Below are 18,904 nucleotides of genomic sequence, written 5' to 3' on the forward strand. Positions count from 1 at the left end.
ACCCCCTAGGAGGTAGAGCCGTGAGCTCTGGCAAGAAGATGTGGTCGGCGGCCTTACTCGCCACCGCTGTGCTGGCGGTGACCGCGGCCTGCGGCAGCGGCGGCGGCGGCGAAAGCGCCGACGGCAAGATCAAGCTGCGCTTCTCCTACTGGGGCAGCGACGCCCGGCAGAAGATGACCGAAGAGGTGATCAAGAAGTTCGAGGCGAAGAACCCGACCCTCGACGTCGAGGGCGAGTTCTCCGACTTCGACAGCTACTATGAGACCCTCTCCACGAAGGTCGCGGGCGGCGACGCGCCCGACATCATCACCATAGAGATCCGCGGCCTGCGCGAATACGCCGACCGCGGCACGCTGGCCGACCTGGCCAGCAAGGTCAACACCGCCGACATCGACGCCAAGGTGCTGGGCACCGGTTCCGTCGACGGCAAGCAGTTCGCCATCCCCACCGGCGTCAACGCCTTCTCCCTGGTCGTCAACCCGGGCCTGGTCGAGCAGGCAGGGGTCAAGCTGCCCGACGACACCAAGTGGACCTGGGAGGAGTACGTCGACCTGGCCTCCAAGGTCAGCACTGAGAGCGGCGGCAAGATCACCGGTACCCAGCTGAGCTGGAACCCGGCCTACCTGCAGATCTTCGCCGCGCAGCGGGGCGAGCCCTTCTACCAGGGCAACAAGCTCGGCCTCACGCCCGACACCATCAAGGCGTGGTGGGCCGTCATGCAGAACCTGATCAAGACCAAGGGCTCCCCCGACGCCGCCAAGAGCTCCGAGATCGGCGCGACCAGCGTGGACCAGTCGCTGCTGGCCACCAACACCGGCTCGATGGGCATGTGGTGGAGCAACCAGCTCGGCGCGATCAACAAGGCGTCGGGCCAGGACGTGAGCCTGCTGCGGATGCCGAAGGCGCAGGGCGCCACCTCCAGCGGCATGTTCCTGCAGCCCGCGATGTTCCTGACCGCCTCGGCCAAGTCCGAGCACGCCGCCGAGGCCGCCAAGTTCATCGACTTCATGGTCAATGACCCCGAGGCGGGCCAGATCATCCTCAGCGACCGCGGCCTGCCGGCCAGCTCCAAGGTGCTGGCGGCGGTCAAGGACAAACTGCCGCCCACGGACGTCAAGACGCTGGACTTCATCGACAAGGTCAAGAGCGAGCTGGCCGACCCGCCCGCCGCCCCCCCGAAGGGTGCCAGCGCCATGGAGGACATCCTCACGCGGTACTCGCAGGAGGTCATGTTCGGCCGGATGACCCCCGACGACGCCGCACAGAAGTTCATCACCGAGGCGAACGCCTCAATCGCCGGCTAAAAGGAGAGTCATGAAGTACGCGTTCGTCGGGCTCGGGCACCGCGCGCAGATGTACGTCGACGCGCTGCTCGGAGAGTGGCGCGACGCCGGCACCATCGTCGCCCTGTGCGACAAGAACCGGACCCGCATGGACTACTACGCCGAGCGGATCGGTCACGAGGTGCCGCGCTTCGCGCCCGCGGAGTTCGACAAGATGCTCGAGCTCGCCGACGCGGTCATCGTCACCACCGTCGACGCCACCCACGCCCGCTACGTGTGCGCGGCGCTCGACGCGGGTCGTGACGTCATCGTGGAGAAGCCGCTCACCGTGGACGCCGACGGCTGCGCGGCCATTGCCGCGGCCGCCGAGCGCAGCACCGGCAGACTGATCGTCACCTTCAACTACCGGTACGCGCCCCGCAACTCCGCCGTGCGCCGGCTGCTGATGGAGGGCGCCGTCGGCGAGGTGACCTCCGTGCACTTCGAGTGGACCCTCGACACCATCCACGGCGCCGACTACTTCCGCCGCTGGCACCGCGACCGGGCCAACTCCGGCAGCCTGCTCGTGCACAAGTCCACCCACCACTTCGACCTGGTCAACTGGTGGCTCGGATCGGCGCCCGAGACCGTCTTCGCCCAGACCGACCTGCGCTTCTACGGCGCCGAGAACGCCAGGAAGCGCGGCCTCGGGGAGCGCCCCGAGCGCGGGCAGGGTGCTCCCGGGCTGGGCACCGACCCGTTCATCCTGGACATCTCCGCCGACCCCCGGCTCAAGCGGCTCTACCTGGACGCCGAGCACGAGGACGGCTACATCCGCGACCAGGACGTCTTCGGCCCGGGCATCACCATCGACGACAACATGTCCGTGCTGGTGCGCTATGCCAACCGCGCCGTCATGACGTACTCGCTGCACGCCCACGCGCCGTGGGAGGGCTACCGGGTGGCGTTCAACGGCACGGCGGGGCGGCTGGAGCTGGACGTGGTCGAGCGGGAGTGGACGCCGCCGCACGCCGCCATCGACCCGGGCGCCCAGGGCAAGGAGCGCGCCGGCTCCTGGGAGCGGCTCACGCTGCACCGCCACTGGAGCCGGCCGGAGGAGGTGCCCATCGAGACCGGGACCGGCGGGCACGGCGGCGGTGACCGGCTGCTGCTGAACGACGTCTTCCGCGGGCCCGGCGACGATCCGCTGGCGCGCCAGGCCGGCTACCGCGACGGGATCCGCAGCGTGCTGACGGGTGTCGCGGCCACCACCTCGGCCCGCACCGGCGCCGCCGTGCGCCTGGAGGCCGACGGCACGCGGATCCGCGGCTTGAACCACTAGTGGCATCCCCATGGTCAGTTGCCCTGCTTCCAGGTGGCGATGAGCTTGTCGTAGTCCAGCGTCTCCGGCTTGCCCCGCTCGTCGGCCAGCTTCGGCGCGGGCGCGCCCGGCTGGTCGTACCAGTACTGGGCGGGGCGCTCCGCGTTCAGCTTCGGCGCGCAGTTGCCGCCGCGCCGCTCCAGCCGGGACAGGATGTCGTCCTGCTGCTTGGCCAGGTTGTCCATCGACTGCTGGGCCGTCGTCTCGCCGGTCACGGCGGTGGCCACGTTCTGCCACCAGAGCTGGGCGAGCCTCGGGTAGTCGGGCACGTTCGTGCCGGTCGGCGTCCACTGCTTGCGCGCCGGCGAGCCGTAGAACTCGATCAGCCCGCCGTACTTCTTGGAGTTCTCGGCGAAGTAGTCGCTCCTGATGTCGGAGTCGCGGATGAACGTCAATCCCCTGATCGACTTCTTCAGCGAGACCGTCTTCGACGTGACGAACTGCGCATAGAGCCAGGCCGCGGCCCTGCGGTCCTGCGGCGTGTTCTTCAGCAGCGTCCACGAGCCGGCGTCCTGGTAGCCGAGCTTGTTGCCCTGCTTCCAGTACGCGCCGTGCGGGCTAGGCGCGATGCGCCACTTGGGCGTGCCGTCGCTGTTGACGACCGGCAGCCCTTCCTTGGTCATGTCGGCGGTGAACGACGTGTACCAGAAGATCTGCTGGGCGATGTTGCCCTGGGCGGGCACCGGGCCGGCCTCGCTGAAGTTCATGCCCGCGGCCTCGCGAGGGGCGTACTTCTTGAGCCAGTCCACGTACTTGGTGAGCGCGTAGACCGAGGCCGGGCCGTTGGTGTCGCCGCCGCGGGTGACCGACGAGCCGACCGGGCGGCAGTTCTCCACCCTGATGCCCCAGTCGTCCACCGGCAGGCCGTTGGGGATGCCGGGGTCGCCGTTGCCGGCCATGGACAACCAGGCGTCGGTGAAGCGCCAGCCCAGCGACGGGTCCTTACGGCCGTAGTCCATGTGGCCGTAGACCTTCTTGCCGTCGATGGTGCCGTTGCCGTTGACCTTGTTGGTGAAGAAGTCGGCGATGTCCTCATAGGCCGCCCAGTTGACCGGGACGCCCAGGTCGTACCCGTAGGCGTCCTTGAACTGCTTCTTGATGTCCGGGTCGGTGAACCAGTCGTAGCGGAACCAGTAGAGGTTCGCGAACTGCTGGTCGGGGAGCTGGTAGATCTTCCTGTCCGGGCCGGTGGTGAAGCTGATGCCGATGAAGTCGTTCAGGTCCAGCGTGGGCAGGGTGATGTTCTTGCCCTCCCCGGCCATGTAGTCGGACAGCGGGAACACGTAGTCGCCGCGCGAGTGGGTGCCGATGAGGTCGGAGTCGTTGACGTACGCGTCGTAGATGTTCTGGTTGCCCTGGATCTGGGTCTGGAGCTTCTCGATGACGTCACCCTCCTGGATCAGGTCGTGCTTGATCTTGATCCCGGTGATCTCGGTGAACGCCTTGGCCAGTTGTTGCGACTCGTACTCGTGCGTGGTGATCGTCTCGGAGACCACGTTGATCTGCATGCCCCGGTACGGGGCCGCGGCCTTGGTGAACCAGTCCATCTCCGCGAGTTGCTGGTCCTTCGAGAGCGTGCTGGGGGTGAACTCCTCCGACACCCATCTCTGTGCGGCGGCCTTGCCGTCGGACTCCTTGAAGTCGCTCGTGGGTTTCTCGGCGCTCTGCGTGCAGCCTGCTGCTATCAGGACGACCGCGGCCAGACCCACGGCCGCGGGCCTGCGTGCCCTATGCCTCATCGCTTGGCTCCTCTTCTGTTAGCCCCATATCCCGATCACGACCGCCACCAGCAGCGCGCAGCCGAGCGCGAGCCACATGGACAGGTCGGTGATGGCGATCCAGCCGGCCAGCACGACGGCGGCGCTGATCAGGCCGATGTACAGCCGGTCGCCCCGATCGGTCTCGATGCGCAGGAAACCTCGCCTGGCCACGGGGGGAGAGATGCGGGCCCAGACCGCCATGACGACCAGCAGCAGGGCGAGCCCGGTGAACACCAGGGCCGTGGGGGCGGTCCAGACCATCCATTCGAGCATGGCTAGACCCTTCCTAAGGCGAATCCCTTGGCAATGTAGTTACGGACGAACCAAATGACGATCGCGCCCGGGACGATGGTCAGAACTCCCGCCGTCGCCAATAGGCCCCAGTCCACGCCCGCCGCGCTCACTGTTCGGGTCATGGTCGCGGCTATCGGCTTCGCGTTCACCGAGGTGATCGTCCTGGCTATCAGCAGCTCGACCCAGCTGAACATGAAGCAGAAGAACGCCGTGACGCCTATCGCGGAGCGGATCATCGGCAGGAAGATCTTGATGAAGAAACGGGGGAGTGAATAGCCGTCGATCGCGGCGGTCTCATCTATTTCCCGGGGAATTCCCGACATGAAGCCTTCGAGAATCCAGACGGCGAGAGGGACGTTGAAGAGCATGTGCGCGATGGCCACGCCGAGGTGGGTGTCGAAGAGCCCCACGCTCTGATAAATCTGGAAAAATGGCAGCAAGAACACCGCTGGTGGTGCCATGCGGTTGGTCAGCAGCCAGAAGAAGAGGTGTTTGTCCCCGGCGAAGCGGAAGCGGGAGAAGGCATAGGCCGCGGGCAACGCCACGATGAGCGACATCACGGCGTTCATCGAGGTGTAGATGATGGAGTTCAGGTAGCTCGAATACCAGGCGGAGTCCGCGAAGAAGGTGGCGTAGTTGTCGAACGTCACGCGCTGCGGGATGAGCGCGAAACTGCCGAGGATGTCCTCGTTCGGCCGGATCGACATGCCGAACATCCACAACAGCGGCAACATGAGCGTGGCCACGTAGAGCCAGAAGACCGTGCGCGCCCACGGGAGCCGCCGGCCGGAGGTCCTGTTGGATCGCGGGAGGGCCATCACCTCACCTCCCCGACCTGGTCAGCACGGTGAAGAAGACGTAGCAGAGGATCTGTACGATCAGGAAGTAGAGCAGCGAGAACGCGCCAGCGGGCCCCAGGTCGAACTGGCCGACCGCGATCTTCGACAGCAGGATGCTCAGGAACGAGGTGGCGTTGCCGGGCCCGCCGCCCGTCACCACGAACGGCTCGGTGTAGATCATGAAGCTGTCCATGAACCTGAGCAGGATCGCGATCGTCAGCACCCCGCGCAGCCTGGGCAGCTGGATGTGCCGGAACGTGGCCCACGCCGAGGCGCCGTCGATCTGCGCGGCCTGGAAATACGGCTCGGGAATCGAGCGCAGCCCCGCGTACGCCAGCAGCGCCACCAGCGGCGTCCAGTGCCACACGTCCATGACCAGGACTGTGATCCAGGCGTCCGTGGAGTCCAGCGTGTAGTTGAAGTTGATGCCGAGCACGTTGTTGATCGTCCAGCCGCCCAGGCCGATGTCGCCGCGGGCGAAGATCTGCCAGATCGTGCCCACCACGTTCCACGGGATGAGCAGCGGCAACGCGACCAGCACCAGGGCCACCGACACCCAGAAGCCGCGGCGCGGCATCGACACCGCGATCGCCACTCCCAGGGGGATCTCCACCAGCAGCACCTGCGCCGAGAACAGCAGCGTGCGTACGAACGCCGAGCGCACCTCCGGGTCGCGGGCGATCATGCGGAACCACTCCAGGCCGACGAAGAGGCGGTCGCTGGGGCTGAAGACGTCCTGCACGGAGAAGTTGACCACGGTCATCAGCGGGATCACCGCCGTGAACGCCACCGACACGACCACCGGCAGCACCAGCCACCAGGCCCGGTTGTTCTTCCGCTTCGGGTTGGCGCGCGTCTCCTCCGGGGGCTCCGCGGGCGCGTCCGGCGCGACGACCTCGCCGCTCACCACGACGGCGGTCTTCTCGGTCATTCCGGGCCCCTTCCGTTCAGGGGCGCGAGGGAGCCGCACCTGACCTCGTCACGGAACAGGAACGTCCGGTCCGCGGGGAAATGCAGGAACTCGACCGTGTCCGGCTCGTAGGCGGAGCCCGCTTCGGTCTTGGCGATCACCGGATGGCCGCCGACCTGGGCGTGCACGAGGTCGTACGCGCCCATGCGGTCGATCCCGGTCACCCGGGCCGCCACGCCAGGAGAGGTGGCCGCGCCGGTGATCCGCACGAACTCGGGCCGCACCCCGATCCGCACCGGCCCCGGCGGCAGGTCGTCCACGACCGAGCCCACCTCCGCCTGCCCGACGCGTACGACGTGGCCGGCGATCTCGGCGGGCAACATGTTCATGCCGGGCGAGCCGATGAAGTGCCCGACGAACTCGTGCGCCGGCGACAGGAACAACTCGGCCGGCTCGCCCGCCTGCACGATCGCCCCCTCGTTGAGCACCACCACCTCGTCGGCGAACGTCAGCGCCTCCGTCTGGTCGTGGGTGACGTAGATCAGCGTGTGGCCCGTGTCGCGGTGGATCTCCTTGAGCTTGCTGCGCAGCGTCCACTTCAGCGCCGGGTCTACCACGGTGAGCGGCTCGTCCAACAGCACCGCCGCCACCTGGGAGCGCACGAGCCCGCGGCCCAGGCTGACGATCTGCTGGCGGCCCGGGTCCAGTCGGCGTGACCTGCGGCGGAGGAGGTGGTCGAGGCCGAGGAGTTGGGAGACCTGGCGGACGCGCTGGTCTATCTCCTTTTTCGGATATTTCCGGTTTCGGAGGGGGAAGGCCAGGTTGTCGTATACCGACATTTCCTCGTACAGGACCGGGAACTGGAAGACCTGCGCGATGTTGCGGCCCGCGGTGGGCACGTCGGTCACCTCGCGGTCGTCGAACCAGATCCGGCCCACCGTGGGGGTGAGCAGCCCGGAGATGATGTTCAGGAGGGTCGTCTTGCCGCAGCCGCTCGGCCCCAGCAGCGCGTACGCCCTGGCGCTCTGCCAGGTCCACGTCATCGGCTTGAGCGCCCAGGTCTCGCCCCCGTCGTAGCTGTGGCCCACGCCTTCCAGCCGGATGTCAGCCATGCAGGTCGACCTCCGCTGCGCTGGTGGCGAGCAGGCGTCCCCCAGCCTGGTCGAAGACGAAGATGTGGGCGGGGTCCACGTACGCGACCGTGGACTCGCCCGGGGTGAAGAGCTGGGTGCCCGGCAGGTGGGCGACCAGGTGGCGCTGCCCCTGGAGCAGCAGGTGCAGGAAGGTCGCGCTGCCGGTCACCTCGGCGAGCCTGATCTCGGCGGGCAACTCCAGCGCGCCGGGGCCGTCGCGGGCGATGCTCACCTGGTGGGGGCGTACGGCGAGCATGACGTTGGTGCCGGAGCTCGCGGACGCGTGCGCTCGGGGCGCCGGGAAGGACGTGCCGAGGCACTCGATCCGGCCGTCGCGGACGACGCCGGGCAGCAGGTTGAGCGGCGGGTCGCTGAGCGTGGCGGCCACGGCCAGCGTCGGCGGGTGGGCGTACATGTCCGCGACCTCGCCGACGTGCTGGATCCTGCCCTCGCCCAGGACCACGGTCGGCGCGGCGAACGTCAGCGCCTCGTTCGGGTCGGCGGTGGAGTAGAGGACCACGCTCTTCGACCGGGTGAACATGGTCTTCAGGTCCGCCCGCAGTTGCTCGCGGAGCTTGAAGTCCAGGTTGGCCAGCGGCTCGTCGAGCAGCAGCACGTCCACGGGGCGGGCCAGCGCGCGGGCGATGGCGGTGCGCTGCTGCTGGCCGCCCGACAACTCGGCGGGCCGGCGATTCAGCAACCCTGCGATGCCCATGAGCTCGGCCACCTCGCGGACCCGCCGGTCGATCCCGGCGTGGTGGAACTTCGGGTCCAGGCGGAGCGGCGAGGCGATGTTCTGGTAGACCGTCAGGGACGGGTAATTAATGAATTGCTGATAGACGAAGGCGACCGAGCGTTTCCGTACCGAAATAGCGGTGACGTCTTTTCCGTTGACCACGACCCGGCCCGAGTCCGGCGTCAGCAATCCGGCGGCGACGCGCATCAATGTCGTCTTTCCCGCGGTCATGGGGCCGACGAGCGTGGTCATTCCATCCGGTAATTCCAGGCGAATGTCGTCGAGCCAGGTCTCCCCGCGCTGCCGTACGAAGACGCCATCGAGAATCAGCGTCATTGTGCCGGTCCTCTCTGCTTCCCCCCACATCTAACATGATCTGCAACTGTGTGCAAAGGGCATGTGTTGCTCAAGTGAATGATGGGACGGTCACGATTTGAGGTCGAGATAGCGGTGAATGGTCGGGCCTATCGCCGTGACGACTTCTTCCCTGGTCATGGTGGCCAGCGGTGGAAATGCCAGGACATATCGGCATAGGGCCATCCCGAGCATCTGACTCGCCACCAACCCCGCCCGCCTCGGGGCCTCGGCCGGGTTCCGCGACAGCGCGGTCATGACGGGGACGAGTTGCGCGGCGAAGATCGAGCGCAGGCGTTCGGCCGCCGCCGGGTTGGTGACCCCCGTGCGCAGCAGGATCTGGAGGGTCTCGTCGGCCTCCCAGCGCTCCAGGAAGTGGCGGACGAGAGTGGCGGCGATCTCCTCGCGCGGGGTGTCCCGCACGTCCGGCAACCTCAGGTCGAACTCGCAGGCCGCCGCGAACAGGCGCTCCTTGCTGCCGAAATACCGCATGACCATGGCCGGGTCGATGTTCGCGTCGGCGGCGATGGACCTGATCGTGGCCCGCTCGTAGCCGTCGGCGGCGAACCGCTCGCGAGCCGCGGCCAGGATGATCGCCTTCGTCTCCCCGGAAGATCTCCTCATGCCCACAACTGTAGGCCAACAAGTGTTGACATCCCAAGCGGACAGTTCTAACGTCAACAGTTGTTGGCCTACGAGCGTTGACTTTAGGAGGAGACATGATCAGCACTGAGGTGCTCGTCGTCGGCGCCGGCCCCGCGGGGCTCACCGCCGCCGTCGTCCTGACCCAGCTCGGCCACGACGTCGTCATCGTGGACGGCCAGGCCGAGGGCGCGAACACCTCCAGGGCCGCCGTGGTGCACTCGCGTACCGTGGAGCTGCTGGAGCCGTACGGCGTCTCGGAGGCGCTCACCGCGCGCGGGGTGCACACGCCGCGCTTCACGATCCGCGACCGCGACCGGCTGCTGGTGCGGGTGCCCTTCGACGGGCTGCCGACGCGGTACCCGTACACGCTGATGGTGTCGCAGGCGGACACGGAGGCGTTCCTGCTGGCCAGGCTGCAGGAGCTGGGCGCCAAGGTGCTGCGTCCCGCGCTGGTGACCGCGGTCGAGCAGGACGCCTCCGGCGTCACGGCCACCCTCGACGACGGGCGCTCGCTGCGGGCGGCCTACCTGGTGGGGGCGGACGGCATGCACAGTGTGGTACGCGAGCAGGCCGGGATCGGGTTCGGCGGCGGCACGTACGCGGAGTCGTTCACCCTGGCCGACGTGCGGCTGAGCGGCGGGGTGCCGCTCGACGAGGTCATCCTGTACTTCTCGCCCGACGGCCTGGTGGTCCTCGCGCCGCTGCCCGACGGGCTGTACCGGATCGTGGCCACCGTGGACGAGGCGCCGCACGACCCCGACGTGGCGTTCGTGCAGAGGCTGCTCGACACGCGCGGCCCCCAGGCTGTACCCGCTGTGGTGAAGGAGGTCGTCTGGGGATCGCGCTTCCGCGTGCACCACCGCATCGCCGACACCTACCGGAAGGGGCGCGTCCTGCTCGCCGGTGACGCGGCGCACGTGCACTCGCCCGCCGGCGGGCAGGGCATGAACCTCGGCATCGAGGACGCCGTCCTGCTGGGCGAGACGCTCGCGAAGGTGCTCGGCGACGCCTCGCCCGACCTGCTGGACACCTACGCGGCCGGCCGCCGCCCGGTCGCCGAGAAGGTCGTCGGGCTGGCCTCCCGGCTGACGGCGCTGGCCACGGCCCGCGCCGCCCTCCGCCCGCTGCGCAACCTCGCGCTGGAGCTGGCGGGTCGCCTCCCGGCCGTCCGCCGCCGGCTGGCCTGGCAGCTGTCCGGCCTGGACCGCCGCTGAGCTCAGGGGAGGATGGCGTCCACGTACCCGCCGTCCACCCGCACCGCGCCGCCCGTCGTCGCGGAGGCGAGGGGCGAGCTGAGGTAGACGACCATGTTCGCGATCTCTTCAGGCTCGATCAGGCGCTGGAGCAGCGACTGCGGACGGTGCTCGCGCATGAACGCCCGCTGCGCCTCCTCCCACGGCAGGTCGTTGTCCACGAGCTGGTAGACGAAGTCCTCGACGCCGCCGGTGTGCGTCGGCCCCGCGATCACCGAGTTGACCGTCACCCCGCTCCCGGCCGCCGCCTTGGCGAACCCCCGGGAGACGGCCAGCAACGCGGTCTTCGTCATGCCGTAGTGGATCATCTCGATGGGGACGGCGACGGCGGAGTCGCTGGCGATGTACTGGATCCGGCCCCAGCCCCGCTCGATCATGCCCGGCAGGTAGGCACGGGTGAGGCGGACCGCGGCCAGCACGTTGACCTCGAAATAACGCCGCCACTCGTCGTCCGTGATCTCCAGCGCGGGCGTGGCCCCGAAGATCCCGAGGTTGTTGACCAGGATGTCCACGTGTGGGAGCGCGCTCAGCACCCGCTCGCAACCCTCGTCCGTGGAGACGTCGCCGGGCGCCGCGACGACCTCGCCCTCCATCAGCCGGCCGCCTATTCGCTCGGCGTCCATCCGCTCGATGGCCATCGCGACGGAGCCTTCGCCGCGGCCGTTGATCCCGACGCGGGCCCCGGCCCTGGCCAGTCCGGCGGCGATGGCCGCCCCGATTCCCTGAGTCGACCCGGTGACGAGCGCGGTCTTACCGATGAGATCGATGCGCACGATGTTCTCCCCCTTGCCTGTCATTCTCCGCGATCAGGTCGCGGCGGGTTGCGGCGGGGGTACGTAGGCTGGGAGGGGCGTGGAAGGGGCGTGGGTGCACCGGATCATCCTGTGGCTGGTCGTGGCGGTCGCCTTCGTGGTGGGTCTGGTGGTGGTGCCGGACGACCCCGAGGTGGAGCAGTGCCCGGTTCGGGACGCCCGGGTGGCGGCGCCGTACCCGATCAGTGGTTATTGGGTCATGCCCAGGGCCGATCCGTGCGTGAGCAGGCGCATGGTCGAGGCGATCCACGCGATCGGCGGGGACACGCTCATCACGTTCGGGCCGCGGTTCAACGCCGGCCCGGACCCCGACTTCGACGACTGCCTCGTGGACGGGCGGCCGTGCGCCGACGTCCCCGGGGTCCGCCACGTCTACACCTATGCGACCAGCGAGGAGTTCGGGCCGGGCATGTTGCGGTGCCCGGGGCTGGATCGGCGGATCGAGAGCCGGGGGCGGATCTTCTACCGGATCTCGCTGGCGGTGTCCTGTGCCGATCCCGTACGTGATCTCGTGCTCGTCTCCACGGACGGCGACGGGCTGGGGAACCTCATGACCGAGGCGGCGGCGTACGGGATGACGGTGTTCCCTGGGTTGCCCGCGGCGCCGCAGCGGGAGGGTAAGACGTGGGAGCCCGATCCCGCGCACACCGGCGCGCTGAACGCCTTCACCGCGCGGGTGCTGGCCGACTACCGGACGCGGTTCGGGGGGTCGGCGGCGTTCGGCGGGATTTACCAGTCGTTCGAGCTGGCCGTGCGGGACCGTTCGGACAAGGATCCGGTGATCGAGCTGTACGCGGCCCAGCACGCGGTGGTCGCCGCCACCCTGCCGGGGAAGAAGATCCTGGTCAGCCCGTACATCGATGCTCGGAGGGGGCGCGGGTTCCCGCCCGAGCAGGTGGAGGCCGGGATGGCGGACATCGCGGGGACGCGGGCGGGCGCGCCCATGGCCATCGCCATCCAGGACGGGCGGGGGACGGGGAAGGTGCCGGTGTACGGGGTTCATGAGGGGGATGCGAAGGTCGTTCCGCGGTTGGCGCCGGTGGTGGGGGATGTGAGTAACGGGCAGGCGTACTACGGGGCTACGCGGGACTACATCGAGGCGGCGGCGCGCCGGGTGCCTGCCGGGGTGGAGCTCTGGGTGAACGTGGAGGGCTTCGAACCGACCCCGGCGGACGGGGAGTGCGGGAGGGTGGAGCCGTTGCCGTTGCGCGGTCGTACCACGAAGGAGCGGCTGGATCAGCAGGTGATGGCGGCGGGGACCCATGCCGGAAAAATCATCTCTTATGGGTGGGATCCGTTCTTCACGTGCCAGGCCCGTTACGACACGCCCTCGCTGGCGGACGACATCGTGAGCGAGTGGCAGCAGCCGATCATCGTCGGCGCGTCCCGGAAGGAGATGAACGGGCGGGCGGGCATCCTCGTCGAGGGCTACAACCTGCGCGGCGGCACACTCCGCTTCGACCCGCCGGGGACGGTCGTCAAGCAGGAGTGGTACGCGCGGGGCCGGCTCGAGTCGGCCTGGGCCCCGTACGCGCCATCGGGTCCGTGGACCTCCATCACCGCCACGAACGCGGCGGGCCACAGCAGCACGAGTGCCTACGTGATCCGTTAGCTAACGGAGCAGCAGGTCGATCACCCCGGTGGTGCCCTCATCGCCGTGCCCATCAGCGAGGCGGCGTTCCATCAGCGTCATGAACGGGCTGAGCAGTTCCGGGCTGACGCCCTGTTCCTCGGCGGTGCGCAGCAGTGTCCCGTTGGCCTCCACCATCATCTCGAGGTTTGACGTCACACCCAGGGTGTAGTCGCCGGTCTCCAGATGCGCGGCGACCCCGTTCGCGTAGGGTGCCATGGCGGTGAGCCACTCGATGAGCAGGGCAGCGAACTCCTTCGGCGCGACCTCAGTCCCGCGCATGAGCGCGAAGGCGTGCGATACCCCGGCGAACATGCCGGTCATCGCGCTCAGCAGCGCCACGTCGTGCAGGGCGGCCGAGCCGGAGTCCTCGCCGACATACCGGGTGGCCGCCGGGACGGCCAGCGCGTCTCGGTGAGCCGCGAACAGCTCCGGCGACCCGCTGTAGAAGACGTAAGCGCCGGAATCCAGATCACCGATCATCGGCGGAACGGCCATGATCCCGCCGTCCAGGTAGCGGGCGCCGCGACCGGCCGCCCATTCGGCGCGGTCACCGGCCTTACCGGGGGTGCTGGTGGTGATGTTGACCAGGTCCTTGCCCATCAGGTCGGCGTCGGCAAGGACCTCGCCGACCGAGGCGTCATCGAGCAGGCAGGCGACCACCAGGTCGCTCGCGGCCACCGCGTCGAAGGCCGTCGCCGCGATCTTGGCACCCTCGGTGGTGAGCGGCTCGGCACGGCTCACGGTGCGGTTCCAAACGGTCAGCTCGTACCCGGCGGAGAGCCACGCGCGAGCGATCGCGGTGCCCATCGCGCCAAGGCCGAGCACAGTGATCTTCTTAGTGTTGTGTCCCATGCCGTCCAGGTTCGTCGCCGGACGCCGAGATGCTCAAGTACGCACTTTGAAGTGGGTGGTTACCCTGGTGTCAGTGACGAGGTGGGAGGGGTTGCGCGATGCGGACCATGCGGCGGCCAGGATCGTATGTGTGCGGGATCGACGCGGCGATGGACGTGATCGGCGGCAAGTGGAAGGTGCTGATCCTCTGGGCGCTCCACGAGCGGCCGCACCGCTTCGGCGCGCTGCGCAGGGAACTGCCCGGGGTGACTGAGAAGGTCCTCACCGCTCAGCTACGGGAGCTGGAGCTGGACGGCATCGTGAATCGCGAGGTGCACGACGAGGTGCCGCCCCGCGTCGAATACTCGTTGACGCCGCTCGGCGTCTCACTCAACGAGGCACTGGCCTCACTCGGCGCCTGGGGACGGGAGAACATCCTCGGCCACGTTCCCCACCACTGACCCCGCCCCATGCAACGCAGTCAGGTCAGTGCCGACACGAGGATGTCGGCCGGCAGGGCGGCCTGGCTGCCGTCCTCGTCCAGGTCGGGATCCAGGATCGTCACCTCCAGCCCCGACGGCTCCCGGCAGCCCGGCGAGCTCTCGGAGCAGGTCGGTGAGCTGGGCGGCGTCGAGCCCGCCCGGAGTCGGGGAATCGACGGCGGGCAGCACGGACGGGTCGAGGACGTCGGCGTCCACGTGGATCCAGAACCCCCTCGAGCTCATCGCGTATCAGGACCGGAGCCGCCCGGGAAGGTGCCAGTTCTGCTCGACCCGCTGCGCCAACCGCGCCCACGCCGCCGCCTCCCGCGCCCGCCACCGCTGACAAACCAGCTTCGAACTGCATTCCGTACGTCGCTTCAGCCGAAGTCCGGGATGCCTGATCTATACAGCGGTACGTTGGCGCCGTGACCTGTTTCGCTGCCCGCGCGCTGGCCATGGTGGCTCGCCGCAACAGTGCTCTCGCGGCGAAAGCCCTTGCGAATGAGTTCCCCTGGCTCGCCTGGTTGCCCGACATCGAGCGCCATCAGTGCGTACGCGAACTGCTCACCCATCTGATCGCGGGAGCGGACACAGGAGAGCTGATGCCGTTCGAGCGATCGCTGATTTCCTGGCGATCCACTGCGGTGATCTGGAGCGATCCGCAACTCGCCCGCGAGCTGCAAGGTCCCTTCTCCGGTGACGGACCAGAAGTCGCCCCTCCGAAAAGCGCTTCCTGATCGTGTACCGGGGGAGGTGACGTTCCCTTCGCTGTCCGTGGCACCTCAGTGCGAACGAGGAACTGCTCCCATGGGTTGAATGAGCCGTTCGCAGACGGCGAGCGGTCTGGGGGTTGCGCTCTCGCATCGCTGCGCCGCCAGGGCGCATAGCGGCCCCCTGTCCCCTCGGGAGGGAAGGGGACCGCTCCTTCGTCGTGTCCGGGTTCAGATCGCGCTGACGCTTCCCGCGAGGCGGGGAGTGGGCAGATCGCTCGGGCTGCGCCAGGCGAATGCGGTGACCTCTTCATCCTGCAGGGTGATCTGCGTTTCCTTTGACCAGAAGGCGAAGCGGAAGTCGGCGTGCAGGTGCGCGGGCTCGCCCTTGGCGGGGTTGGCGGGGATCTTGTGGACGTCGATGTCCACGGGGATGACGTCGTGTGCGGGCGGGGAGACGGTGTGTTGCCAGGGGATGCCGGTCTCCTCCTCCAGTTCTCGCAGGGCCGCGCCGTAGAGGCTGTGGTCTTTGGGCTCGATGTGGCCGCCGGGCAGCAGCCAGCGCTCCAGCGCCCGGTGATGGATCATCAGCACGCGGCCGGTGTCGTCGATGGCGGCGGCGCTCGCGGTGACGTGCAAGGGCAGGGTCTTGCGGGAGGCGAGGTCTTGGTCGGCGTCAAAGGCCTGCGCCAGTGCGACGACATCGGCAGCGCGGTCGGGGTGGGCGTCGAGATAGCGGGCCAGGACGGCGGCGATCTCCTCGCGGGTCACGGTCATGACACTCCATGGAAGTAGCTCAGCCAGGTGGCCGCAATCGACTGCCGGACTTCGGAAGGAACCTCCCACATGCCCCCCATATCGCCGTTCCCCGTCCGGTGGCATCCGGCGACAGCCCAGGGCGAACGTTGTGTTCGCGGGCCTTATCCATGACCACCGGTTGATCACATCTCCCGCGCGCGGGTCGGCGCATCCAGCACATTGGTTGTCGGGCCGTCGGTCGTGGAGCACTCGGCCCAGACGACGTTGCCGCCCAAGGTGTCGCGGTAGATCCCCCATCGCGCCGCCGTCTGCTGGACCAGCCACAGGCCGCGTCCGTGGCAGGCGTCCTCGGTGGTCACGCGAGGGTGGGGGATAGTGCCCGCCCCTTCATCCATCACCTCGATACGGGCCAGTGTGTCACCGATCTCCGCAATCTCGACGACGATCACCCCGCCTGGCCGCGCCGAGCGCGAATGCAAGAATGCGTTGCTGACCAACTCGCTCACCACGAGCTGTGCGTTGTCCACGTTCCGGTGCCCCGCCGCCGTCAGCGTGCGCCCGATGCAGTGCCGGACGACCGGCACCGCCCAATCCACCCCCGGAACGACCAATTCGGCCAGGAACCGTTTCCGCACTGCGCCACCTCCTAGATTTGTTGGAAATCGGAATTGCTGAAGTCCGACCTTTGTCGCCGTCCGCTACCTCGGGCGGAGATTCTGGGTTGCCTAACGGCAGGCGCGTGCTTCTTGGAAAGTTCTCCTTACCGATGATTCGACGCCCCTGCACTGCAACGCTCATCTCGCCACATCCTCTTCGCGACCGCTCCGCACTTCCAGGAAGGGTTTCGCTGGTTCCCGTAATGCCGGACTTGTTCATCGGCGGCTTTTCCGGCTACCACTGTCAACCATGCCGTCAACGAGTTACGGTGTCCGTAGAATTCGTCCCAGAGCTATCCCAGACTTTTCCTGGCAGATGCCAGGGATTTCTGGCACAGCACCGGCCCCCCACTGCATCGGAGGACGCGATGCCTGCCGCCAAGGAGCTTGATCCGACCGCCGGTCCAGCGGCGCGCTTCGGCGTGGATCTCCGCAAATACCGGTTGGCCGCTGGTATGAATCAGACAAATCTCGGCAAAGTAGCCGGATACAGCAAATCGAGAATCGGGAATGTTGAACGTGGGGATGAGAAACCCACCCACGAGATGATCATCAAATGCGAAGAGGCGCTGGGTCTCAGCGGAGAGTTGCTCCTGCACTGGCCCAACATCCACGGCAGCGGGAGTCCGGAGTGGTTCCGTGAGTGGCCGCCGATCGAGCGTCGCGCCGAGACGATCATGACCTTCGCGGCGATGAACTTCCCAGGTCTGGTGCAGACGGAAGAGTACGCACGCGCCGTCTTCGAGGGGGAGCCGAACGCTATGCCAGAGCAGGTAGAGGAGTCCGTCAAGTCGCGCCTGGAGAGGCAGAAGATCTTCCAGCGGTCCAAGCCGCTCAAATACCTGGCTGTGCTGGACGAGGGACTGCTGAATCGTCCGCTGGGAGCCGCCGGTGTGCTTCTCCGTCAGCTGGAACATCTGATCAGGATGGTCGAGCAGCGCCTGGTCTCTGTTCAGCTCCTGCCTTACGAGGCAAGGTGTGCGGCGGCGACCGCAGGCATGATGGTCTTGGCAATGGAAGACGGAGTGCCGATCGCTGGATCTGTCGAGTCTGCCCTTCGCGGTAGCGTCGTACATGACCCCAAAGAGATTGCGGCGCTGGTGGACCGACTCGACACGATACGCAGGTCGGCGCTCCCCGAGCACCTGTCGATCCGGCGCATCAAGGAAAGAGCGGAACGTGGAGTTGAGCCCTGAACTGAGAGCAGAGGTCGAGGACTTCGACGGCTACATCACCGCGTCGAGCGGCCAAGGCGGTGAGTGCATCTACGCCAAGCGGCTGTCCAACGGGATGGTCGCGATCCGCGACAGCGAGCAGCCTGAGGTGTATCCGACGGTGGTGCGCGGGGCCGTCTGGGCGAAGTTCGCCGAGGGAGTCAAGACCGGAGTCTTCGACAATCTGTAGACCGCACGCGATCCCCCAACGCACACAGCCCCCGGTCCTCGATCGGGGGCTGTTCCGTGGCGCTGTTCGCCGGACATTCGAGTGTCGTTGACCTCGACGACTTGCCCATTGGCGGCTCGTCTCACCCGGACTCTCGCCCCCATCGTTGATTCAGATGCGGCTGGCCGCGTGCTCGCGAACCTGAGCCGTCAACGCATTAGTCTGATTCCGGGACGACTCGGACGGAGGCGCGGGCGCAGATGAGCGAGACCGATCCGCACATCCACGTCGAGCAGAAGGTGATGCAGGCCGGTGCCGCCTACCGCAATATGATCGCGTCGACGTTGGGCGCCGTGCCCGACGCACCGAGTGTCGTCGCCACCGGTTGCGGACTCCAGGTGCCCTATGCGATGACCTCCCCTCGTCCGGAAAGCGTCACTTGCCTCGCTTGCCGGGAACACGCCCACCGGGAGCACCTGCGCTTCGCCGAGCAGGTGGAGCGCCTGAGCCGGATGCCTGGCGCGCCCGTCACGGGCGACCAGGCGGCCAAGGCCGCGCAATGGGCCCGGGACCTCGCGAAGAGGTTCTCCGGATAGGGCCTGTTCGGCGCACAGAGCCTGGAGACGACGAAGCCGCCGCCCACGCCGATCGACGGCGGCTGCTCCGGCGGCGCCGCGAGGGCGAGAGCGGACCGCCGAGGCGGGGAGGGAGTTCCCTCCCCGCCGGGCAAGCGCGCCGGTCAGGCGCAGTTCCAGCGGATGCCCTGCCACTGGCCGCCCCAGCGCGTCCACTGCCAGGTGTAGGACCGGCCGTTGGCGAGGACCGTGCAACGCGGGTCGGGCCCGCGCCGCTTGACCTGGTAGGAGATCGTGCGGCCGCATCTGTTGGTGACCCTGACGCTCTGCGTGACCCGGCCGGTCCAGTGCTCGACCTTGGCGCATCCCGCGGCGGTGCCGGCGGCGGTCGCGCCGGTGGTGGCCGCCTGCACGGGGGCCGCGCTGAGGGCGCCGAGCGAAAGGGCTCCGGCCGCGATGGCGGTGCTGAGCTTGATCATGGTGTTCATGTCTTCCT

General features: G+C 68.0%; 23 protein-coding genes. 10 read left to right on the forward strand and 13 right to left on the reverse strand.

Translation table 11 applies throughout. From position 1 onward, the window contains the following. The first annotated feature begins 20 nt into the window (after positions 1–20). Together ACFLIM_RS06100 and ACFLIM_RS06105 are read left to right on the forward strand one after the other, a co-directional pair. On the forward strand, positions 21–1,304 hold the full coding sequence (locus ACFLIM_RS06100) for an ABC transporter substrate-binding protein (protein ID WP_393162788.1): 1,284 nt from the start codon (positions 21–23) through the stop codon (positions 1,302–1,304). Positions 1,305–1,314: 10 nt separating this feature from the next. Then, positions 1,315–2,604 (forward strand): Gfo/Idh/MocA family protein, encoded by a 1,290-nt coding sequence (locus ACFLIM_RS06105; RefSeq protein WP_393162790.1) that lies wholly within the window; start codon positions 1,315–1,317, stop codon positions 2,602–2,604. A gap of 14 nt (positions 2,605–2,618) precedes the next feature. Here ACFLIM_RS06105 and ACFLIM_RS06110 read toward each other — a convergent pair whose 3' ends face one another. The 7 genes from ACFLIM_RS06110 to ACFLIM_RS06140 all read right to left on the reverse strand — a co-directional run bounded on the left by ACFLIM_RS06110 (position 2,619) and on the right by ACFLIM_RS06140 (position 9,293). Then, positions 2,619–4,382 (reverse strand): ABC transporter substrate-binding protein, encoded by a 1,764-nt coding sequence (locus ACFLIM_RS06110; RefSeq protein ID WP_393162792.1) that lies wholly within the window; start codon positions 4,380–4,382, stop codon positions 2,619–2,621. Positions 4,383–4,400: 18 nt separating this feature from the next. Beyond that, the gene (locus ACFLIM_RS06115) at positions 4,401–4,676 is read right to left on the reverse strand and encodes a DUF2160 domain-containing protein (RefSeq protein WP_393162794.1); all 276 of its coding nucleotides are present in this window, start codon (positions 4,674–4,676) and stop codon (positions 4,401–4,403) included. Positions 4,677–4,678: 2 nt separating this feature from the next. Then, a complete protein-coding gene (locus ACFLIM_RS06120; RefSeq protein WP_449291465.1) occupies positions 4,679–5,443 on the reverse strand; it encodes a carbohydrate ABC transporter permease in 765 nt (254 codons plus the stop codon). Between the two features lie 76 nt (positions 5,444–5,519). Continuing rightward, positions 5,520–6,467, reverse strand: coding sequence for a carbohydrate ABC transporter permease (locus ACFLIM_RS06125; RefSeq protein WP_393162796.1), 948 nt, complete (start codon positions 6,465–6,467; stop codon positions 5,520–5,522). Then, the gene (locus ACFLIM_RS06130) at positions 6,464–7,558 is read right to left on the reverse strand and encodes an ABC transporter ATP-binding protein (protein WP_393162798.1); all 1,095 of its coding nucleotides are present in this window, start codon (positions 7,556–7,558) and stop codon (positions 6,464–6,466) included. The genes ACFLIM_RS06125 and ACFLIM_RS06130 overlap by 4 nt, the downstream gene beginning before the upstream one ends. After that, a complete protein-coding gene (locus ACFLIM_RS06135; protein WP_393162800.1) occupies positions 7,551–8,651 on the reverse strand; it encodes an ABC transporter ATP-binding protein in 1,101 nt (366 codons plus the stop codon). Before ACFLIM_RS06135 ends, ACFLIM_RS06130 begins: the two co-directional genes overlap by 8 nt. Positions 8,652–8,741: 90 nt before the next feature. Further along, the gene (locus ACFLIM_RS06140) at positions 8,742–9,293 is read right to left on the reverse strand and encodes a TetR/AcrR family transcriptional regulator (RefSeq protein WP_393162802.1); all 552 of its coding nucleotides are present in this window, start codon (positions 9,291–9,293) and stop codon (positions 8,742–8,744) included. 95 nt (positions 9,294–9,388) lie between these two features. Here ACFLIM_RS06140 and ACFLIM_RS06145 point away from each other — a divergent pair, with 95 nt between their 5' ends. Beyond that, the gene (locus ACFLIM_RS06145) at positions 9,389–10,528 is read left to right on the forward strand and encodes an FAD-dependent oxidoreductase (protein ID WP_393162804.1); all 1,140 of its coding nucleotides are present in this window, start codon (positions 9,389–9,391) and stop codon (positions 10,526–10,528) included. Positions 10,529–10,530: 2 nt separating this feature from the next. Here ACFLIM_RS06145 and ACFLIM_RS06150 read toward each other — a convergent pair whose 3' ends face one another. Then, complete coding sequence (locus ACFLIM_RS06150) at positions 10,531–11,340, reverse strand: SDR family NAD(P)-dependent oxidoreductase (protein ID WP_393162806.1); 810 nt, start codon at positions 11,338–11,340, stop codon at positions 10,531–10,533. Between the two features lie 94 nt (positions 11,341–11,434). Between ACFLIM_RS06150 and ACFLIM_RS06155 the strand changes: the two genes are divergently transcribed. Further along, positions 11,435–12,991, forward strand: a complete 1,557-nt coding sequence (locus ACFLIM_RS06155) for a DUF4434 domain-containing protein (protein ID WP_393162808.1) — start codon at positions 11,435–11,437, stop codon at positions 12,989–12,991. Here ACFLIM_RS06155 and ACFLIM_RS06160 read toward each other — a convergent pair whose 3' ends face one another. Next, a complete protein-coding gene (locus tag ACFLIM_RS06160; protein WP_393162810.1) occupies positions 12,992–13,864 on the reverse strand; it encodes an NAD(P)-dependent oxidoreductase in 873 nt (290 codons plus the stop codon). A gap of 98 nt (positions 13,865–13,962) precedes the next feature. Here ACFLIM_RS06160 and ACFLIM_RS06165 point away from each other — a divergent pair, with 98 nt between their 5' ends. Beyond that, positions 13,963–14,304 (forward strand): winged helix-turn-helix transcriptional regulator, encoded by a 342-nt coding sequence (locus ACFLIM_RS06165; RefSeq protein WP_393162812.1) that lies wholly within the window; start codon positions 13,963–13,965, stop codon positions 14,302–14,304. On the opposite strand, the gene ACFLIM_RS06170 is transcribed toward ACFLIM_RS06165, so the two are convergent. Then, positions 14,251–14,568, reverse strand: coding sequence for an arginase family protein (locus ACFLIM_RS06170; RefSeq protein WP_393162814.1), 318 nt, complete (start codon positions 14,566–14,568; stop codon positions 14,251–14,253). The genes ACFLIM_RS06165 and ACFLIM_RS06170 overlap by 54 nt on opposite strands. Here ACFLIM_RS06170 and ACFLIM_RS06175 point away from each other — a divergent pair. Both ACFLIM_RS06175 and ACFLIM_RS06180 read left to right on the forward strand, forming a co-directional pair. Beyond that, a complete protein-coding gene (locus ACFLIM_RS06175) occupies positions 14,567–14,668 on the forward strand; it encodes a CGNR zinc finger domain-containing protein (RefSeq protein WP_393163294.1) in 102 nt (33 codons plus the stop codon). The two genes, ACFLIM_RS06170 and ACFLIM_RS06175, sit on opposite strands and share 2 nt — an antisense overlap. A gap of 82 nt (positions 14,669–14,750) precedes the next feature. Continuing rightward, a complete protein-coding gene (locus tag ACFLIM_RS06180) occupies positions 14,751–15,062 on the forward strand; it encodes a hypothetical protein (protein WP_393162816.1) in 312 nt (103 codons plus the stop codon). Positions 15,063–15,266: 204 nt separating this feature from the next. Here ACFLIM_RS06180 and ACFLIM_RS06185 read toward each other — a convergent pair whose 3' ends face one another. Further along, positions 15,267–15,812, reverse strand: coding sequence for an NUDIX domain-containing protein (locus ACFLIM_RS06185; protein WP_393162818.1), 546 nt, complete (start codon positions 15,810–15,812; stop codon positions 15,267–15,269). 164 nt (positions 15,813–15,976) lie between these two features. Continuing rightward, the gene (locus tag ACFLIM_RS06190) at positions 15,977–16,429 is read right to left on the reverse strand and encodes an ATP-binding protein (protein WP_393162820.1); all 453 of its coding nucleotides are present in this window, start codon (positions 16,427–16,429) and stop codon (positions 15,977–15,979) included. A gap of 389 nt (positions 16,430–16,818) precedes the next feature. Here ACFLIM_RS06190 and ACFLIM_RS06195 point away from each other — a divergent pair, with 389 nt between their 5' ends. From ACFLIM_RS06195 to ACFLIM_RS06205, 3 genes are all read left to right on the forward strand, one after another. Beyond that, positions 16,819–17,646: a helix-turn-helix domain-containing protein gene (locus tag ACFLIM_RS06195; protein ID WP_393162822.1), complete on the forward strand. Its 828-nt coding sequence runs from the start codon at positions 16,819–16,821 to the stop codon at positions 17,644–17,646. Next, complete coding sequence (locus ACFLIM_RS06200; RefSeq protein ID WP_393162824.1) at positions 17,630–17,854, forward strand: DUF397 domain-containing protein; 225 nt, start codon at positions 17,630–17,632, stop codon at positions 17,852–17,854. Before ACFLIM_RS06195 ends, ACFLIM_RS06200 begins: the two co-directional genes overlap by 17 nt. Before the next feature lie 239 nt (positions 17,855–18,093). Next, positions 18,094–18,429: a hypothetical protein gene (locus ACFLIM_RS06205; RefSeq protein ID WP_393162826.1), complete on the forward strand. Its 336-nt coding sequence runs from the start codon at positions 18,094–18,096 to the stop codon at positions 18,427–18,429. Positions 18,430–18,572: 143 nt separating this feature from the next. Here the strand turns inward: ACFLIM_RS06205 and ACFLIM_RS06210 are convergent, their stop codons facing one another. Continuing rightward, positions 18,573–18,896: a hypothetical protein gene (locus tag ACFLIM_RS06210; protein ID WP_393162828.1), complete on the reverse strand. Its 324-nt coding sequence runs from the start codon at positions 18,894–18,896 to the stop codon at positions 18,573–18,575. Positions 18,897–18,904: the final 8 nt, after the last annotated feature.

It is taken from the genome of Nonomuraea marmarensis, from assembly GCF_043197025.1.
Taxonomy (GTDB): Bacteria; Actinomycetota; Actinomycetes; order Streptosporangiales; family Streptosporangiaceae; genus Nonomuraea; species Nonomuraea marmarensis.

Coding starts and splice junctions, on each gene's coding strand:
- ACFLIM_RS06105 (WP_393162790.1), top strand. CDS start 1,315: ATGAAGTACGCGTTCGTCGGGCTCGGGCACCGCGCGCAGATGTACGTC.
- ACFLIM_RS06110 (WP_393162792.1), bottom strand. CDS start 4,382: ATGAGGCATAGGGCACGCAGGCCCGCGGCCGTGGGTCTGGCCGCGGTC.
- ACFLIM_RS06115 (WP_393162794.1), bottom strand. CDS start 4,676: ATGCTCGAATGGATGGTCTGGACCGCCCCCACGGCCCTGGTGTTCACC.
- ACFLIM_RS06125 (WP_393162796.1), bottom strand. CDS start 6,467: ATGACCGAGAAGACCGCCGTCGTGGTGAGCGGCGAGGTCGTCGCGCCG.
- ACFLIM_RS06130 (WP_393162798.1), bottom strand. CDS start 7,558: ATGGCTGACATCCGGCTGGAAGGCGTGGGCCACAGCTACGACGGGGGC.
- ACFLIM_RS06135 (WP_393162800.1), bottom strand. CDS start 8,651: ATGACGCTGATTCTCGATGGCGTCTTCGTACGGCAGCGCGGGGAGACC.
- ACFLIM_RS06140 (WP_393162802.1), bottom strand. CDS start 9,293: ATGAGGAGATCTTCCGGGGAGACGAAGGCGATCATCCTGGCCGCGGCT.
- ACFLIM_RS06145 (WP_393162804.1), top strand. CDS start 9,389: ATGATCAGCACTGAGGTGCTCGTCGTCGGCGCCGGCCCCGCGGGGCTC.
- ACFLIM_RS06160 (WP_393162810.1), bottom strand. CDS start 13,864: ATGGGACACAACACTAAGAAGATCACTGTGCTCGGCCTTGGCGCGATG.
- ACFLIM_RS06165 (WP_393162812.1), top strand. CDS start 13,963: ATGCGGACCATGCGGCGGCCAGGATCGTATGTGTGCGGGATCGACGCG.
- ACFLIM_RS06170 (WP_393162814.1), bottom strand. CDS start 14,568: ATGAGCTCGAGGGGGTTCTGGATCCACGTGGACGCCGACGTCCTCGAC.
- ACFLIM_RS06185 (WP_393162818.1), bottom strand. CDS start 15,812: ATGACCGTGACCCGCGAGGAGATCGCCGCCGTCCTGGCCCGCTATCTC.
- ACFLIM_RS06195 (WP_393162822.1), top strand. CDS start 16,819: ATGCCTGCCGCCAAGGAGCTTGATCCGACCGCCGGTCCAGCGGCGCGC.
- ACFLIM_RS06205 (WP_393162826.1), top strand. CDS start 18,094: ATGAGCGAGACCGATCCGCACATCCACGTCGAGCAGAAGGTGATGCAG.
- ACFLIM_RS06210 (WP_393162828.1), bottom strand. CDS start 18,896: ATGAACACCATGATCAAGCTCAGCACCGCCATCGCGGCCGGAGCCCTT.